Here is a 16,528-nt window from a genome sequence, read left to right as displayed (position 1 = left end):
TCCCTCTCCCCATTGGGGAGAGGGTAGGGGTGAGGGGTCTTCGCCGCTCCGCAGCCGCGCTCCCCCTCACCGACCCGCTGCGCGGGCCACCTCTCCCCGTCGGGGAGAGGAAAGCGTTTGGTAAGCGCCGCTACCCGCGGATCCGGTCCGCCAGGAAGAAGTCCACCGCCAGCGCCACCATCGGCGGCTGCGAGGCGTGCGGGCCGTCATATTCGACATATTGCAGGTCGTAGCCCGCCGCGCGCAGCTTGGCGGCGTGGGAACGCCCCGCCGTCTCGATCGGCGTCTGGGTGTCCTGCCGGCCGTGGGCGATGAAGACGCGCGGCGCGCCCTCCTGCGCCAGCACCGTCATGAAGCCGGCCGAGAACGCCAGTATGTGGCTGACGATCCGCCCGTTCGAAAGACCGGTCGACAGCGAATAGCTGCCGCCGTCGGAATGGCCGGCAAAGGCGAAATGCGTGGGGTCCAGCGTGAAGCGCGCGGCAACCTCGGCCAGCCCGATGTCGAGCCGCTCGCGGTCCGGGCCATTGCCGGCGATGACGATGTCCCAGGTCGGGAACAGCGATTGCGGCACCAGCAGCAGGAATTTGTTCTGCTCGGCATGGCCGCGCAGGATCGGCATGATCTTCTCGGCGCTGCCGCCGCCGCCATGGAACAGCGTCACCAGCGGCGTCGGCACTGTGGCGTCGATGCCTTCGGGGACGACCAGCGCATAGTCGCGCTCCTCGAACAGGCCGAGATCGTGCCGGCCCGGCGGCAGCGGCGGCTTGGTCGGGGCAGCGTGCTGGAAATTCAGGCGGCCGAGGAGGGTAAGGTCGAGCATGGCGCGCACCTTACCCGGCGCGAGGCATGAGGCAAGGCGGCGTTCCGCCGCCATGGGGTGTGGCCGAATAGATGCCCGCAAACCGCGCATGCCCGCGATCCATGCAGCGTCCGCACGGCAGGCATGACCACGCCGCGCTCTGCTTTAAGGCGTTGTTGGTATACCAAGGATTACGGATGCGGTCGCGCGGATCGCCGCCTTCTCTTATCGCACCCGGTTTCCCATGCCGTTGAAGGACAAGCTGCTCGCTCTCGCCGTCGTCGTGGCGTGGGCGCTGAACATCGTGGTGGTGAAGCTCGGCATCGCCGAGATCCCGCCGATCTTCCTCAGCGCGCTGCGTTTCGCGCTGGTGGCGGCGCTCATCATTCCCTTCACCCGCATCACGCTGCGCCAGCTGCCCTGGGTGGTGCTGGTCTCCATCACCTTTGGCGGCATGCATTTCGGGCTGCTGTTCGTTGCGCTCTCCGAATCGGAAGCCGGGACCGCGGCGATCCTGGTGCAACTCGGCGCGCCGATCGCGACCGTGCTGGCCTGCCTGCTGTTCCGCGAGCCGTTCGGCGTGGTCCGGCTGCTCGGCCTGGCGCTTGCGGTCGTTGGTATCGGCGTGCTCGCCGCCGGCCCGACCTTGCCGGGCCCGCTGCCGCTCGCCTTGCTGCTGCTGAGCGCTACCGGCTGGGCGGTGACCAATCTCATCATCAAGTCGATGCCGGACATCTCGCCGCTGACCGTGACCGGCTGGTCCTCGCTGATCGCCGTGCCGCAATTGCTGGTGGCTTCGGCCTTCTTCGAGCAGGGCCAGTGGGAATCGCTCGGCACCGCGACCTGGCACGGCTGGCTGTCGATCGTCTACAGCGCGGTGATCTCCTCGATCGCCGCCTATGGCATCTGGTACTGGCTGCTGCGCAAGCACTCGATCAACAGCGTGGTGCCCTATTCGATGCTGAACCCGCTGCTCAGCGTGCTGTTCGGCATCGTGCTGCTGGGCGACACGCCGGCGCCGGTGAAGCTGGTCGGCGCGCTGGTCATGCTGGCCGGCGTCGGCCTGATCCTGCGCCAGTCGCCCGCCATCGTCGCCGCGAGCGAACCTGCAAGCTGAAGGCTCGTCCCTGAATGGCCGTCATCCCCGGCATTGTGCCGGGGATCTCGATTCTGGACAGCGCGACAGAGGCCGAGATGGCCGGGACAAGCCCGGCCATGACGACTTGAAGGGCTCACTTCGCCTTCAGGAACTCGCCCACTTCGAGCAGGATCATCTCGTTGTCGTCGGCCCGCTTCGGGTCTCGGCTCGACGAGAAGGGCAGGTTGTTGTCGTTGCCGACCACGATGTGGGTGGCGTCCACCACATCGACATTCTCGATGGTGAAGAACGGGAAGGCGAGCGCGCCGTCGGTAAGCGGCTTGCGGGCCTTCTTATCGGGATCGGCGATCTTCATCAGGTCGATATGGCCGATCTTGCGCACCGGCTTGCCGACATTGGCGTCGGTGAGCTCGACCTTGTAGACCCGCTTGAACTTGGCGATGTCGTGGAAGCAGTCGGGCGCCTTCTTGCCTTCTGCGCACGCCTTGTCGGCGGTGCCTTCGCCATTGTCGCGCTCGATGATCAGGCCGGTGGAGGCGTCGATCATGTTGAAGTCGCCGATGGCATTGCCGTTCTGCTCCAGCTCATACTGCCAGAAGCGGCCGGTCCACTTGCCCGCCTTCACGTCGAATTCGAGGATCGGCAGCACTTCGCGCCCATTGGCGCTCCTCTGCCAGTCCTTCTTCTCCTTGTCCCACAGCGGGCCTTCGAGCAGCGCATAGAGGAAGCGACCGTCCTTGGAGGAGGCCATGCCCTCGAAGCCCTTGGAGCGGCGATCGTTGAAATCGGCGGTGACGTTCGGCGCGCCGGCCGAGGTGACGAGATAATGGTCGGGCGAGCGCACCGGGGTTTCGCCGGCCATGGTCTCGAAGATCTCGACCACCTTGCCCTTCATGTCGGCCTTGATGAGATAGGGGCCGAATTCGTCGCCGATCCACAAGTCGTCGCCGATGATCTGGAAGCTCTCGGTGTCGAAATCGGCGCCGGTGAGATAGCGCGCGTCGGTGCCTTCATGGACGATGCGGAACGGCACTTTCTTGTCGGGATCGCGCAGGAAGATGGTCTCGACCGGCTCGAACGTGCCTTCCTTGAAGTCGATCTTGTAGCGGTTGAGATAGAGCGCGGAATCCGGGCTGTTCGCCTTGGCGCCCATACCGTTGTCGGTGAGGATCCAGAAGGTGCCGTCGGGCATGGTCTTGATGCCGGAATGGCCCTGCAGCGGCTGGCCTTGGAACGGCAGGAAGACGCCGGTCGGGCGCCCGCCCGAGGTGCCTTCCACGGTGCCGATCGCCTCGACGCGCTTGCCGGTGGTGTATTTGCCGGAAGTCTTGAGATCGGCCGGGGCGTCGGCCGGCATGGTGAGGAAGCTTTCGGCCGGCATCACGGCATGGCCGGTCAGCGTCGCCGGATAGGTCTGGTCGGCGTGGGCGCCGGTGGTGAGCGCAAACGCCAATGCGACGCCGGCGAGCAGAGAAGCGCGCGACATGGGTGGTCTCCTTCGGGGACGAGTGGGGACCCGCGTTCCTCTGAAGGCTTCCCATGTCCGGCACGTAACGGAAGGATGACAGCGGGATGACGTTGCGTCGTGTACTCTCATGATCGTCATCCCGATCGCAGGCGCATCCAACAACCGCCGTCATCCCCGGGCTCGTCCCGGGATCTCGATTCCTGAATGCGCATCGGGAATCGAGATGGCCGGCACAAGGCCGGCCATGGCGATGGAAAGGGCGCACTTTCGGTGCGTTTACGCCGCCTTGCTCACCGGCAGGCAGGCGAAGCAGATCTGCTCGACATGGCGCAAATCCGTGCCGCAGCAGCCGCCGAGTATGTTGAGGTTGCGCATGCGCCCCCTCAGGCTCCGATACTGCCGGCCGAGCTCTTCCGGATTGCCCGGATCGAGGTCCGGCGCCGAATCGAGCTCGGCATGCGAGCGCGAGGAGGCGTTGGCGCGCAGTCCGCGAATGCGGTCGAGCCAGACGCCACCCTCCGCGATCACATGGTTGAAATGCGTCGGGTGGGCGCAATTCAGCATGTAGTAGACGGGCGCATTGGCGGTCTCGGCGTCGACCTGCTCGATTGCGTCGCGCAGCGGCTGCCCGGTCGGCAGGCGCCCATCGGTCTCCAGCGTGAAGGAGATGGCTGAGGGCAGGCCGGCATCCTTCGCCGCAATGGCGACGCCGATCGCTTCCTCGACATAGTTCAGCGTGTAGGCGCTCACCATGTCGGCATCGGCCTTGGCGAAGGTGCGGGCCTGGCCAGCGTGATAATCCGCCGCCGCCAGCGCCGACATGGCGTTGTCGGCGCGGTAGCCGTCGCCGCGCGGGCCGATCACTCCGCTCACCACCATGGGCGAGGAGGGCGTCTCGTAGATCTCGCGCATGCCGAGCAGCAACTCGATGCTGCGCCGGTTGACGTCGTCGAGCGCCGCGGCGTTGAAGCCGAGCTTGGCCGCCCAGTCCGGATTGGCACGCCAGGTCGGCGCGTCGAACACGAAGCCGACGCCGCGGGTGCGGGCGAGGTCGACATAGCGGGTGTAATAGGCGCGCAACTGCCGGCGGCCGATCTCGTCATTCATCAGGGTGAACGAGGCAAAGCACGGCAGGTCGATGCCCTCATGGAAGATGAAGGTGGTCTCCATGCCGCCATCCATCAGGAAGACGGTATCGGAGAGCAGGGGAAGATTATTGCGATACTTGGCCATGACGGCTCCTTGGCGTAGCGGCCGACCGCTGTGTGATCCGTGGTGGTTTTGGCCTATCCGCCGGGGCGCCTCTAGCGGGCACGTGGTCAAGTTGGTTCGAAAGCTAATTCATTTTGCATTCACAGCGGCTTGGCTAAAGCCATGGTGTGCCGCAACCGCAGCGCAACATAAAACCGACGCGCTCAACTGTACCTATGGTAGAGTAAGCCATGCTGGATATGACCCCGCGCCGCCGCTCGGATACTCGCAAGCGCTTGCTTGAGCTTGCCGAGCAGATGGTGCTGGCCAAGGGATTCTCCTCCACCTCGATCGAGGAGCTGATCGTCGGCGTCGGCATCACCAAGAGCGGCTTTTTCTATCATTTCAAGGACAAGAATGATCTCGCCCGCGCCTTGCTGGAGCGCCACCTGGAGCACGACAAGGCACTGATCGACGAGTTGTTCGCCCGCGCCGACGAACTGAACGAGGATCCGCTGCACGGTTTCCTGGTGTTCCTGCGGCTGTTCGCCGAGATGATGGCCGAGCTGCCGGAGGCGCATCCCGGCTGCCTTGCCGCGACGCTGTGCTACCAGGACCAATTGTTCAGCCGCGACGTCCGCGAACTCAACGCCTCCGGCATGCTGCTCTGGCGGACACGCTTCCGCGAACGGCTCGACCGCATCGCCGCTCGCTATCCGCCGCGCGACAGCGTCGACCTCGATACGCTGGCCGATTCCGTCACCACGGTGGTGGAGGGCGGATTGGTGCTCGGCCGCGCGCTGCAGGACCCGACCATCCTGCCGAAGCAGATCCTGCTGCTGCGCGAATTCGTGCGGCAGGCGTTTGTGGCGTGAGGTTTTAAACGCCACCTCATCCTGAGGTGCCCGCCATCGGCGGGCCTCGAAGGATGTCCACGCAGAACACGGCATCCCCAACCTTTAGCGCCATACCCCTCGACGTGGCCCCACATATCGGGCTTGATCCTCCCTCATGAGTCTCGCCGTCTCCGCACTGCCGCCGCCGCGGGCCTTCCTCGGCGTCGAGCGTTCCGTCACCGGCCGCTTCTGGCGGGACCGGCTGGATCTGCGCAGCTCGCAGGCGGCGCTCGCCATCGTGCAGCGTCAAGGCGTGCCGGAACTGCTGGCCCGTGTGCTGGCCGGACGCAATGTCCCGGTCGACGAGGTGGAAGCCTGGCTCGACCCCACGGTGCGCCGCCTGTTGCCCGATCCCGACACGCTCACCGGCATGCCGGCGGCCGTCGCCCGCCTTGCCGATGCGGTGACCAGCGGCGAACAAGTCGCGGTGTTCGGCGATTATGATGTCGACGGCGCCACTTCCACCGCGCTGCTCGTCGCGGTGCTGCGCAGCGGGGGGCTCGATCCCTGGTTCCACATTCCGGACCGCATCTTCGAAGGCTATGGCCCCAATATCCCGGCCATCGAGCAATTGGCGGCGCGTGGCGCCAAGCTGCTGGTGACGGTCGATTGCGGCACGGTGAGCTTCGAGCCGTTCGCCCGCGCCCATGAGCTCGGCCTCGATGTCGTGGTGATCGACCATCATCAGGCCGGCGAGGAACTGCCCGACGTTGCCGGCCTGGTGAATCCGAACCGCGCCGACGATCTCTCCGGCCTCGGTCATCTGTGCGCCGCCGGCCTCGTCTTCGTCGTCGCGGTCGGGCTGGTGCGCGAACTGCGGCGCCGCGGCTGGTGGCAACCCGCGCGGCCGGAGCCGGATTTGCTCGCCATGCTGGATCTGGTGGCGCTTGGCACGGTAGCCGACGTGGTGCCGCTGATCGGCCTTAACCGCGCCTTCGTCACCAAGGGCCTGATCGCCATGCGCCGACGCGAGCGGCCGGGCCTTACCGCCCTGATGGACGCCGCCCGGCTGAACGGCCCGCTGAAGTGCTGGCATCTTGGCTTCCTGCTCGGCCCGCGCATCAATGCCGGCGGGCGCATCGGCGATGCCACGCTCGGCACCCGGCTGCTGCTGGCGAAAGACCCGGTCGAGGCCGGGGCCATCGCTGTCGAGCTTGACCGGCTGAATGCCGAGCGCCAGGCAGTGGAGCGCTCCATCGTCGCCGAGGCGGAGGCCGAGGCCGATGCTGCGCTCGGGGCGCAGGGGCAAAGCGCGGTGGTGCTGGCGAGCGGGCAGGGTTGGCACCCCGGCGTGGTCGGGCTGGTGGCGGCGCGGCTGAAGGAGAAGTTCGGCCGGCCGGCCTTTGCGGTGGCCTTCACCGGCGATGTCGGCACCGGCTCGGCGCGCTCCATTCCCGGTGTCGATGTCGGGCGCGCGGTGCGCGGTGCCGTCGAGCGCGGTTTGCTGGTCAAGGGCGGCGGCCACGCCATGGCGGCCGGCCTCACCGTGGAGCGCGGCCGGCTCGGCGCGCTCCGGGCCTATCTCGAAGAGGTGCTGGCCGGCGCGGTCGAGGACGCCCGTGCGGTGGATGAGCTCGCCATTGACGGCGCGCTCTCGGCCGGCGCGGCGACGCCGGAACTGGTCGATCTGGTGGAACGGGCCGGGCCCTATGGCGCCGGCAATCCGCAGCCGGTTTTCGCCTTTCCGGCCCACCGCGTCGCCCATGCCGAGGCGGGGAACGCCGACCAGGTGCGGGTGCGGCTGCGCGCGAGCGACGGTTCGTCGCTCTCCGCCGTCGCCTTCCGTGCGGCCCAAAGCCCGCTCGGCAAGGCGCTCCTGGGCGCGCGTGGGCAACAGATTCATGTCGCCGGCACGCTCGATCTCGACAGCTGGCAGGGCCGTAGCCAGGTGAGCCTGCGCATTACCGACGTAGCCGAACAAAGCTGACATATCAGTAGCTTGTCGGAGGTTTCGGACTCATTTTCGCAACCGCCTGAATCTATTTGTGTGCAAGCGGAATTGGAATCGGGATGCCATCTTCCGCCTCCAAATGATTGACAGGACTCGCGGAATGTTTGAGCGCTCGCAACTCGGGCATGTTCGGCAAAAGTTCGAAGATTTGTCCGCCTGGATGAAATCGCCCGAGCGGATGGGGCCCTCGTGAATCGGAGTATCAAGCGTTGGCGCCAAGCCCAGGATCTGACTCGAATATTCCGAACGTCGCTATCATCGGTGCCGGCCCCGCGGGGCTGATGGCGGCGGAGACGCTGGCGGAGGCCGGATGCCGGGTCACGCTGTTCGAGCGCATGGCCTCGCCGGCGCGCAAATTCCTGCTGGCCGGGCGCGGCGGGCTGAACCTGACGCATTCCGAACCGCGCGAGCGTTTCCTCACGCGCTTTGGCGAGGCGGCCTTCTGGCTGGAGCCGATGCTCGACGCCTTCCCGCCGGCCCGGCTTCGCGAATGGGCGGACCGGCTCGGCGAGGCCACCTTCATCGGCTCGAGCGGCCGCGTCTTTCCAAAAAGCTTCAAGGCCTCGCCGCTGCTGCGCGCCTGGGCCCATCGGCTCGATGGGCTTGGCGTGCGGCTGGAGACCCGGCATTTGTGGACCGGCTGGGGCCAAGAGGGACGGCCGCATTTCGAGACGCCGGATGGCGAGCGTAGCGTTGCGGCCGATGCGGTGATCCTCGCGCTTGGCGGCGCCAGCTGGCCGCGGCTCGGCAGCGACGGCGCCTGGGTGCCGCGGCTGGAGGCCGAGGGCGTCGCGGTGGCGCGCCTGCGTCCGGCCAACAGCGGGGCGCTGGTCGCCTGGTCGGTGCCGTTCCGCGAGCGCTTCGCCGGGGCGCCGCTGAAGCGCATCGCCATGGCGCTGGAGGGCAGGAGCGTGCGCGGCGAGGCGATCGTCACCTCGACCGGGCTGGAGGGCGGCGCGATCTATGCGCTCGCATCGACCATCCGCGACGTTCTGGACCGCGACGGCGCGGCGACACTCGCTGTCGATCTCCGGCCGGATCTCACCGAGGTGGCCATCGCCAGGAAGCTCGCCGCCGTGCGCAAGGGTGAATCCACCTCGAACCGCCTGCGCAAGGCCGCTGGCCTCGATCCCGCCGCCATCGGCCTGATGCGCGAGGCAGCGCCCACGCTGCCCGTTGCGCCCGAAGAACTCGCGGCTCTCGTCAAGGCGGTGCCGCTGCGCATCGAGGGCGTCGCGCCGCTTGCCCGCGCCATCTCCACCGCCGGCGGCATCGCCCAGGCGGGTCTCGACGCGAACCTCATGCTGCGGGCCCGGCCCGGCGTGTTCGCGGCGGGCGAGATGCTGGACTGGGAGGCGCCGACCGGCGGCTACCTGCTGCAGGCCAGCTTCGCCACCGGCCACGCCGCCGCGCGCGGCGTGCTGGCCTTCCTCCGCCGCGACCCGCCCGCGCCGTGGGTCGGCGGATTCCAGCGGGAGGGCGAGGGGGATGCGGCAAGGGCCACGTCATCCTGAGAGTGTGACCGAAAACTCCAATTGGCCCTCATCCCCGGACTTGATCCGGGGATCCAGCCCCTCCGCATGCACCCGGTTGAAGTCTGGATCCCCGGATCAAGTCCGGGGATGAGGGTGGAAAGCTGGCTCCTTCAACGGATAAGTCGAATCTTGAGTCAGGCTCTGAGGTGCCCGGCAACGCCGGGCCTCGAAGGATGCTCACGCAGGACGCCCCGTTGACGCACACTGCCATTCGCGCCTACTCATGATACAGACCTGTCTCATCACATTCCGTTGCCATGTCCCCCGCACCCGCCCGTCCCGACAAGCGCCAGCACATCGTGGAAACCGCCTACCGGCTGTTCAAGCGTGGTGGCTTCCACGCCACCGGCATCGACCGGATCATCGCCGAGGCGGACGTGGCGAAGATGACCATGTACCGCAACTTCCCGAGCAAAGACGGCCTGATCGTCGAAGTGCTGGACGATCGCGCCCGCCGTTTCGAACGCCAGCTCGATCAACTGGCGGAACAGGCCGGCACGCCCGGCCAGAAGATCGGCACCATCTTCGACTGGTACGCGCGATGGTTCCGCAGCCCGGATTTCCATGGCTGCCTGTTCGCACATGCTCTTGCCGAATTCGGCGATCCCGCGCATCCGGCCTTCCAGGCCGTCGCGGCGCAGAAGAACGGTCTCAGGCGGCGCATGGCGCGGATACTCGCCGGCATCATGCCCGGCGAGCGGGCAGAGAGCACCGCCGTGGTGCTGCTGATGCTGATCGAGGGAGCGACCTTGCTCGCGGAGATGGGGCAGGGCGATGAGGCGATCGGCAACGCACGCGCCACCGCCCTCCGCCTGATCGCGACGCCGGATACGCAGCCATGAGCCCCACAGTCATCGGCCTCGCGCTGCTCGCGGCCATCCTCCACGCCACATGGAACGCCTTCCTGCGCACCGGTGCCGACCGGCTATGGACGGTGACCGTGATGAGCTTCGCCAGCACCGTGGTCGCGCTTCCGTTCGCCATCTATTACGGACTCCCATCGTCCGTGGTCTGGCCTTATGTCCTCGCCTCCGCCGGTCTCCAGGTCGTCTACAGCCTGTTCCTGGTGGCGGCCTATCGGCAGGGCGAACTGGGGCAGGTGTATCCGATCGTACGCGGCAGCGTGCCGCTGCTGGTGCTGCTCGGCGCTTCGGTGATGGCGCACCAGCATCCGTCCCTGCTGCAGACCGTCGGCGTCAGCCTGGTCGCGGGCGGGATTGCCAGCCTCGCCTTCGGCAAGGCCAGTGCGCCTACCTCATCGATCCTCTATGCGCTCGCCACCGGCGCGATCATCGCGCTCTATGCCACCGTCGACGCCATCGGCGTGCGCCAAGCGGGAAGTGCCGGCGCCTATGCCGCCTGGGTTCTGGTGGTCTACGGCATCCTTTTGCTGGCTACCTTTCTGGTTTGCCGCGGCAGGATCGCCGTCGATCTCCGTGCGCCGCAGACGCTGAATGCACTCGGTGGCGGCGTGGTTTCGCTCGTTGCGTATGGCCTCGTAGTCGCTGCTTTCAAGCTCGGCCCGGCCGGTCCGGTGGCGGCGATCCGCGAGACCAGCGTGGTCTTCGCGGCGCTGATCGGATGGCTGTTCCTGGGCGAGAAGCTGACGCTGCGCCGCATTGCCGCCTGCGCTGTCGTCACGCTCGGTGCGGTCTGTCTCGGCTATCCCCCATGATCGGGTGACACCATGGCGGAAAGTGCTGAAACCAGACAAGAAAACTGACGTTCGTCAGTTTCTCCCTCATTGTCGCCTGAAACCTGAATTCAACTCGCCGTGAATGGGCCGGCGAGAGGAAAGGGGCACGCCGCACGTCGATGGAGACTATTACCCTCACGAATATTTTCCTGCTCGCCGGCGCCGCCCTCATGGTGGTTGGCGTCTTCTCCAGCCTCATAGCCTCTCGCTTCGGCGCTCCTTTGCTGCTGGTCTTCCTCGTCATCGGCATGCTGGCCGGCGAGGACGGGCCGGGGCAAATCCATTTCAGCGACTATCGCGCCACGTACCTCGTCGGCTCGGCGGCGCTCGCCATCATCCTGTTCGATGGCGGGCTGCGCACCCGGCTCTCGAGCTTTCGCGGCACGCTGGCGCCCGCCGTGCTGCTCTCCACCGCCGGCGTGCTGGTAACCGCCGGCCTGGTCGGCATCGTCGCCTATTTCCTGCTCGGCCTGCCGCCGCTGGAAGCGCTGCTGGTCGGCTCGGTGGTGGCCTCGACCGATGCGGCCGCGGTGTTCTTCCTGCTGAAGGCCGGCGGGCTGCAACTGCGCAAGCGTGTCGGCGCAGTGCTCGAGATCGAATCCGCCACCAATGATCCGGTGGCGATCTTCCTCTCTGTCGTGCTGGTCGGTCTCATCGCCGCCGGCGAGCACTATCCGGGCTGGGATTCGCTGCGCGCCCTGGCGCAGCAGGCGGTGCTCGGCGCCGCGGTCGGCGTCGCCGGCGGGCTTGGCCTCGCCGCGCTGCTGAACCGCTTCGATCTGCCGAGCGGGCTGCACCCGCTGCTCGCCATCGGCGCCGCCATCGTCATCTTCGGCCTTGCGGCGGTGGCCGACGGTTCCGGCTTCCTCGCCGTCTATCTCGCCGGCCTCGTGCTCGGCAACCGTCCGGTGCGCGCCATCGCCTCCATTGTCAGCTTCCACGACGCCGCCACCTGGCTTTGCCAGCTGGTGATGTTCGTCATGCTCGGGCTGCTGGTGACACCCTCCAAGGTGATCGAATACGCGCCGCCGGCGCTCGGCATCGCCGTGTTCCTCATCGTGGTCGGACGGCCGGTGGCGGTGTGGCTGTGCCTGTCGCCGTTCGGCTTCAAGCCCGAGGAGAAGGCCTATGTCTCCTGGGTCGGGCTGCGCGGCGCGGTGTCGATCTTCCTCGCCACCATTCCGACGCTGGCCGGGGTGCCGAGCGCCGAGGTCTATTTCAACGTCGCTTTCACCGTGGTGCTGGTGTCGCTGATCGTGCAGGGCTGGAGCCTGACCTATGCCGCACGCCGCTTCGGCGTGGCGCTGCCCGAGCCACTGCGCGAGGCGCGGCGCTTCGAGATCGACCTGCCGGGCCAGCTCGATTACGAGCTGGTGGCCTATCCGGTGGCGAGCGGCAGCCCGGTGCTGAGCCACGGCACGCTGCCGAACTGGGCGCGCATGCTGATCGTGGTGCGCGACGGCGCCATTCTCTCCGCCGAGCAGGCCGGCCTGCCGCAGAATGGCGACTATGCCTATCTGCTGGCGCCGCCCGAGCGGGTGCGCCGGCTCGACCGCCTGTTCGTCGCCGGCGACGAGCGGCCCGATGTCGAGCTGGCGACCGCCTTCCCGTTCCGCGGCGAGATCGTGCTCGGCGCCATCTCCGATCTCTACGGCCTGCCGGTCGAGCCGCACGAGCGCGACCTCACCATCGCCGACCTGTTCGCCGAGCGCTTCGACGAGCGCCCCAGCATCGGCAACCGGGTGCATATCGGCGCGGCGACGCTGGTGGTGCGCGCGGTGGAGGATGAGCGGGTGACGCTGGCCGGCCTCGTCCTCGACGATGAGGACGAGACCCGCGACAAGAGCATCCTCACCGGCGCTGCCATCGCCCGCCTGCTCGGCCCGCGCCGCACCGCCCGCGAACGCGCGCGGCGGCGGGGGTGAGTGGGACATCTACCTGAGCATCCTTCGAGGCCCGGCGCTGCCGGGCACCTCAGGATGAGGTCCCACTGAAAGAACGACCTCATCCTGAGGTGCCGCGTAGCGGCCTCGAAGGATGCTCAAGCCGAGCGACTTTTCATGAAAAGGGGATCGCGGGACGACGGCTCTTGAGGGAGCGCGTGCCGCCGTCCCGCGCAGCCCACGAGACCAGCCGGGAAAGAGGCCTCGCGAACGGTTCCGGTCCTGACCGGCGGGTGACTTGATCCAGCATCGCCCGCCGCGACTTCGTTGGCATTGCTACGCGCCGGCGATGAATTCGGCAAGAATTATCTTCCGTGATTATTATAGTTCTAAACTAAAACAGCGAACGAATACTTAAGTGGGATCGGTCGCGTTTGATGATGCTTCACGTATCCGTTCCAGCAGATTTGGCCGGCGCTCACTAGCGGCGAAGCCGAGCAGGATGGTGCAGGCGCCGGTCTCGAAGGTCGCGGCGAGCCGGTCATCGCCCAGCTCGCCGGCGATCCAGAAGGACAGGCAGCCGCGAAACGAATAGGCGAGCTGCTCGGGCAGCACGGCCTGGGCGAGGCGGCTCATGTCGCCGGCGATGCCGGCGTAATCGCCGAGCGCCAGCGACCACAGAAGCTGCGATTTCGGCCGGACATTGCTCGGCGTGGAGCTGAGCACGCTGAGCGAGCTCACTACCGCCTTGGCGATCACCGGCCGCTCCAGCGTCTGCGCGATGGCGAACTCTCCCATCGCGAGCACGCGGTCGATGGCGTCGCCGGCTGGGCTCACCGCACCGTAGCGCGCGGCCATGCGTTCGATCAGCCGCGTCGACAGCGCCTGCATGATCGCGTTCTTGCTGCCGAAATGGTTGAAGGGCGTGGCGAAACCGACGCCGGCCTCCGCCGCCAGCTCGCGCATCGAGAAATCGCTGTTCTCGCTCCGGTCGAGCAGGCGCTCCGCAGCATCGAGCACGACCTCGCGCGCCTGCAGCCGGTTCTGCTCCCTCAAGGGTGGCTGGCCGTGTCCCATGACCTCACAAACCCGTGTGCGTCGTCCCTCTGTTAAAATTCTATATCACGATATAAATTCAATATCACGATATCAATTTCAAACAGCGACGGCCCCGATGGTTCCGTCGCCGCGCGCTTTGAGGAGCAGGACATGGGCGACCAGAAGATTTTTCTCATCACCGGCATCAATTCCGGTCTCGGCAAGGCCTTTGCCGAAGGCGCGATTGGTGCCGGGCACACCGTGATCGGCACGGCACGCCATCCCGATGCGGCGGCTGATTTCGAGGCGCTGGCACCAGGTCGCGCCCACGCCGTGGTGCTCGACGTGACTGATTTCGACGCCATTCCCGGCGCGGTCGCCGAGGCCGAGGCGGAGGTCGGGCCGATCGACGTGCTGGTCAACAATGCCGGCTATGGCCAGGAAGGCGTGATCGAGGAATCCTCGCTGGACGAACTGCGCCGCCAGTTCGACACCAATGTCTATGGCGCGGTCGCGATGATCAAGGCGGTGCTGCCGGGCATGCGCCATCGCCGTTCCGGCCACATCGTCAATGTCACCTCGATGGGCGGCTTCATCACCTTCCCGGGCATTGCCTATTACCATGGCAGCAAGTTCGCGCTGGAGGGCATCTCGGAATCGCTCGGCAAGGAGGTGAAGCCGTTCGGCGTGCATGTCACCGCGCTGGCGCCCGGCGGGTTCCGCACCGATTGGGCCGGCCGCTCCATGGTGCGCTCGCCGCGCGCCATTGCCGACTATGACGCGGTGATGGACCCGATCCGCGCCGGACGGCAGGCCCGCCGCGGCAACCAGCTCGGCGATCCCGCCAAGGCGGCGCAGGCTTTGCTCAAGCTGGTGGAGGCGGAGAATCCGCCGGCGCATCTCTTTCTCGGCACCGACGCGCTCCAACTGGTGGCCGAGAAGCTGGCGGCATTGAAGGCCGAGATCGCGGCGTGGGACGAGGTGTCGCGCTCGACGGATTTCGCCTGACGCTCGCCGTGGGCATCCTTCGAGGCTCGCTACGCGAGCACCTCAGGATGAGGTCGTATCTTCACAGAGGAACCTCATCCTGAAGTGCCGGCCTCGGGCCGGCCTCGAAGGATGCCCGGCAGCGCACCGCCCCGCTGTCGCCGTTTTCCAAGTCTCACGCTATGACGCCACACGGTAAAGCGGGGCGCGCGAACGGAGTCGGATCATGGCACGGCTGTTCTTCCGTCGGGGGCGGGATCGTGAAGCGGCACCGGATGCAGCGCGCGAACTTGCGGACAAGGCGCGCGCGGTGCTGGGCGTCGGCGAGGAGACCACTGTCTCCATCACCGAGATCGCCTGCGGCGATCCCGCCTGCGGTGGCGCCGAGACCGTGGTGCTGGTGATGCGGCCGGGCCGGCGCACCGAGGCGGCCAAGCTGATGAAGCCGCTCTCCACCGTGACGGACGAAGACCTTGCCGAGGCGCTGGCGCCCTTGATAGCCAATAGCGTCTAGTTGTTTGTATAGATTCCAAACAGGACAGGTAACGTCTTGTAATTCATTGATGACGCAGCGGAATGATTAAGAATAAAACAATTCCAATGTAACTTCGAAGTCTTGCAGCATCTTCCCGCACTGGCGTAGGACTGGCCCATCGTCGGCGCCGCCGCGACGCCCAAGGAGATGTCCATGCGAGCCAGAGCCCTTTTCGCCGCGCCGCTGCTTGCCGCCGCGCTCGGCGTCTTTGCCGCCGCCCCCGCATCCGCGCAGGGCGCGGCCCCCAAGCCGCGCGAGATTCTCGTCACCTACGCCAACATCGCCGAGGCCATGTATGGCGACAGCCTGAAGACCGCCAAGGATCTGCAGGCCGCGGTCGACGCCTTCCTCGCCGCGCCGACCACCGAGAATCAGGACAAGGCCAAGGCGGCCTGGAAGGCGGCCCGCGTGCCGTACCAGCAGACCGAGGGCTTTCGCTTCGGCAACGCCATCGTCGATGACTGGGAGGGCAAGGTGAATGCCTGGCCGCTCGACGAGGGGCTGATCGACTATGTCGACACCAAATCCTATGGCGAGAAGTCGGACGAGAACCCGCTCTACACCGCCAATGTGATCGCCAACACCAAGATCCGCGTCGGCAAGAAGACCATCGACGCCACCAAGATCACGCCGAAGCTGCTGGAGAGCCTGCAGGAAGCAGGCGGCGTCGAATCCAACGTCGCCACCGGCTATCACGCCATCGAATTCCTGCTCTGGGGCCAGGATCTGAACGGCACCGGGCCCGGCGCCGGCAAGCGTCCCGCCAGCGACTACGATACCAAGAACTGCACCGGCGGCAATTGCGAGCGCCGCGCCGCCTACCTGAAGGCCGCGACCGACCTGCTGGTCTCCGACCTTCAGGAGATGGCCGACAATTGGGCAGCCAAGGGCAAGGCCCGCAAGTCGGTGCTGGCCAAGAAGGACAAGGCCGGTCTCGCCGTCATCCTCACCGGCCTCGGCTCGCTCTCCTATGGCGAACTCGCCGGCGAGCGCATGAAACTCGGCCTCATCCTCCATGATCCGGAGGAAGAGCACGACTGCTTCTCCGACAACACCCACAACTCGCATTACTACGACGAAGTCGGCATCGCCTCGATCTATCGCGGCAAGTACACCCGCGTCGATGGCTCGGTGGTCGAAGGCCCGTCCATCGCCGCCTATGCTGCCGCGCTCGCGCCGAAGGCGGCGGACGAAGCCGCCATCAAGGTCGACGCCGCGCTCGCCGCTCTCAAGGCGATCAAGGACGAGGCCGACAGCGGCAAGGAGGCCTATGACCAGATGATTGGCGAGGGCAACACCGAGGGCAACGCGCTGGTGCAGAAGGGCGTCGACAGCCTGGTCGCCCAGACCCGCGCCTTCGAGGGCGTGGTCGCCGGCCTGAAGCTGAAGATCAAGGTCGAGGGCTCCGACAGCCTCGACGACCCGTCCAAGGTCACGCAGTGAGGGC

At 66.8% G+C, this 16,528-nt stretch carries 14 protein-coding genes; 10 read left to right on the top strand and 4 right to left on the bottom strand.

All coding sequences use genetic code 11. From position 1 onward, the window contains the following. Window positions 1–130 precede the first annotated feature (130 nt). Window positions 131–823 (bottom strand): esterase, encoded by a 693-nt coding sequence (locus G3545_RS05540; protein ID WP_170010596.1) that lies wholly within the window; start codon window positions 821–823, stop codon window positions 131–133. 223 nt (window positions 824–1,046) lie between these two features. On the opposite strand from G3545_RS05540, the gene G3545_RS05535 reads away from it, so the two are divergent. After that, a complete protein-coding gene (locus tag G3545_RS05535; protein WP_170010594.1) occupies window positions 1,047–1,919 on the top strand; it encodes an EamA family transporter in 873 nt (290 codons plus the stop codon). 115 nt (window positions 1,920–2,034) lie between these two features. Here the strand turns inward: G3545_RS05535 and G3545_RS05530 are convergent, their stop codons facing one another. Next, a complete protein-coding gene (locus G3545_RS05530) occupies window positions 2,035–3,387 on the bottom strand; it encodes an esterase-like activity of phytase family protein (RefSeq protein WP_170010592.1) in 1,353 nt (450 codons plus the stop codon). A gap of 258 nt (window positions 3,388–3,645) precedes the next feature. Then, entirely contained in the window at window positions 3,646–4,602 is a 957-nt protein-coding gene (locus G3545_RS05525; RefSeq protein WP_170010590.1) for a homocysteine S-methyltransferase family protein, read from the bottom strand. Between the two features lie 209 nt (window positions 4,603–4,811). Between G3545_RS05525 and G3545_RS05520 the strand changes: the two genes are divergently transcribed. The 6 genes from G3545_RS05520 (at window position 4,812) to G3545_RS05495 (ending at window position 12,563) form a co-directional block, all read left to right on the top strand. After that, entirely contained in the window at window positions 4,812–5,435 is a 624-nt protein-coding gene (locus G3545_RS05520; protein WP_170010588.1) for a TetR/AcrR family transcriptional regulator, read from the top strand. A gap of 136 nt (window positions 5,436–5,571) precedes the next feature. Then, on the top strand, window positions 5,572–7,383 hold the full coding sequence (gene recJ, locus G3545_RS05515) for a single-stranded-DNA-specific exonuclease RecJ (protein ID WP_170010586.1): 1,812 nt from the start codon (window positions 5,572–5,574) through the stop codon (window positions 7,381–7,383). Window positions 7,384–7,646: 263 nt separating this feature from the next. Then, window positions 7,647–8,921 (top strand): TIGR03862 family flavoprotein, encoded by a 1,275-nt coding sequence (locus tag G3545_RS05510; RefSeq protein WP_170017924.1) that lies wholly within the window; start codon window positions 7,647–7,649, stop codon window positions 8,919–8,921. 278 nt (window positions 8,922–9,199) lie between these two features. Continuing rightward, window positions 9,200–9,784 (top strand): TetR/AcrR family transcriptional regulator, encoded by a 585-nt coding sequence (locus G3545_RS05505; RefSeq protein ID WP_170010584.1) that lies wholly within the window; start codon window positions 9,200–9,202, stop codon window positions 9,782–9,784. Further along, window positions 9,781–10,617, top strand: a complete 837-nt coding sequence (locus G3545_RS05500) for a DMT family transporter (RefSeq protein ID WP_170010583.1) — start codon at window positions 9,781–9,783, stop codon at window positions 10,615–10,617. The genes G3545_RS05505 and G3545_RS05500 overlap by 4 nt, the downstream gene beginning before the upstream one ends. 140 nt (window positions 10,618–10,757) lie before the next feature. Beyond that, window positions 10,758–12,563 (top strand): potassium/proton antiporter, encoded by a 1,806-nt coding sequence (locus G3545_RS05495; RefSeq protein ID WP_170010581.1) that lies wholly within the window; start codon window positions 10,758–10,760, stop codon window positions 12,561–12,563. Between the two features lie 372 nt (window positions 12,564–12,935). Here G3545_RS05495 and G3545_RS05490 read toward each other — a convergent pair whose 3' ends face one another. Next, on the bottom strand, window positions 12,936–13,598 hold the full coding sequence (locus G3545_RS05490; protein ID WP_206151381.1) for a TetR/AcrR family transcriptional regulator: 663 nt from the start codon (window positions 13,596–13,598) through the stop codon (window positions 12,936–12,938). 132 nt (window positions 13,599–13,730) lie between these two features. On the opposite strand from G3545_RS05490, the gene G3545_RS05485 reads away from it, so the two are divergent. The 3 genes from G3545_RS05485 (at window position 13,731) to G3545_RS05475 (ending at window position 16,524) form a co-directional block, all read left to right on the top strand. After that, window positions 13,731–14,567, top strand: coding sequence for an oxidoreductase (locus G3545_RS05485; RefSeq protein ID WP_170010579.1), 837 nt, complete (start codon window positions 13,731–13,733; stop codon window positions 14,565–14,567). Window positions 14,568–14,772: 205 nt separating this feature from the next. Next, the gene (locus tag G3545_RS05480; RefSeq protein WP_170010577.1) at window positions 14,773–15,060 is read left to right on the top strand and encodes a hypothetical protein; all 288 of its coding nucleotides are present in this window, start codon (window positions 14,773–14,775) and stop codon (window positions 15,058–15,060) included. Between the two features lie 174 nt (window positions 15,061–15,234). Further along, the gene (locus tag G3545_RS05475) at window positions 15,235–16,524 is read left to right on the top strand and encodes an imelysin family protein (RefSeq protein ID WP_170010575.1); all 1,290 of its coding nucleotides are present in this window, start codon (window positions 15,235–15,237) and stop codon (window positions 16,522–16,524) included. Window positions 16,525–16,528 lie beyond the last annotated feature (4 nt).

The sequence above is a fragment of the Starkeya sp. ORNL1 genome (assembly GCF_012971745.1).
Classification (GTDB): Bacteria; Pseudomonadota; Alphaproteobacteria; order Rhizobiales; family Xanthobacteraceae; genus Ancylobacter.
Note: the sequence above shows the minus strand (reverse complement) of the source record. Positions and strands in the feature narration are given on the sequence as shown.

What these genes read in the sequence shown, in the direction of transcription:
- G3545_RS05540 (WP_170010596.1), bottom strand. Translation starts at nt 823, where the DNA reads ATGCTCGACCTTACCCTCCTCGGCCGCCTGAATTTCCAGCACGCTGCC.
- G3545_RS05535 (WP_170010594.1), top strand. Translation starts at nt 1,047, where the DNA reads ATGCCGTTGAAGGACAAGCTGCTCGCTCTCGCCGTCGTCGTGGCGTGG.
- G3545_RS05530 (WP_170010592.1), bottom strand. Translation starts at nt 3,387, where the DNA reads ATGTCGCGCGCTTCTCTGCTCGCCGGCGTCGCATTGGCGTTTGCGCTC.
- G3545_RS05525 (WP_170010590.1), bottom strand. Translation starts at nt 4,602, where the DNA reads ATGGCCAAGTATCGCAATAATCTTCCCCTGCTCTCCGATACCGTCTTC.
- G3545_RS05520 (WP_170010588.1), top strand. Translation starts at nt 4,812, where the DNA reads ATGCTGGATATGACCCCGCGCCGCCGCTCGGATACTCGCAAGCGCTTG.
- recJ (WP_170010586.1), top strand. Translation starts at nt 5,572, where the DNA reads ATGAGTCTCGCCGTCTCCGCACTGCCGCCGCCGCGGGCCTTCCTCGGC.
- G3545_RS05505 (WP_170010584.1), top strand. Translation starts at nt 9,200, where the DNA reads ATGTCCCCCGCACCCGCCCGTCCCGACAAGCGCCAGCACATCGTGGAA.
- G3545_RS05500 (WP_170010583.1), top strand. Translation starts at nt 9,781, where the DNA reads ATGAGCCCCACAGTCATCGGCCTCGCGCTGCTCGCGGCCATCCTCCAC.
- G3545_RS05495 (WP_170010581.1), top strand. Translation starts at nt 10,758, where the DNA reads ATGGAGACTATTACCCTCACGAATATTTTCCTGCTCGCCGGCGCCGCC.
- G3545_RS05490 (WP_206151381.1), bottom strand. Translation starts at nt 13,598, where the DNA reads ATGGGACACGGCCAGCCACCCTTGAGGGAGCAGAACCGGCTGCAGGCG.
- G3545_RS05485 (WP_170010579.1), top strand. Translation starts at nt 13,731, where the DNA reads ATGGGCGACCAGAAGATTTTTCTCATCACCGGCATCAATTCCGGTCTC.
- G3545_RS05480 (WP_170010577.1), top strand. Translation starts at nt 14,773, where the DNA reads ATGGCACGGCTGTTCTTCCGTCGGGGGCGGGATCGTGAAGCGGCACCG.
- G3545_RS05475 (WP_170010575.1), top strand. Translation starts at nt 15,235, where the DNA reads ATGCGAGCCAGAGCCCTTTTCGCCGCGCCGCTGCTTGCCGCCGCGCTC.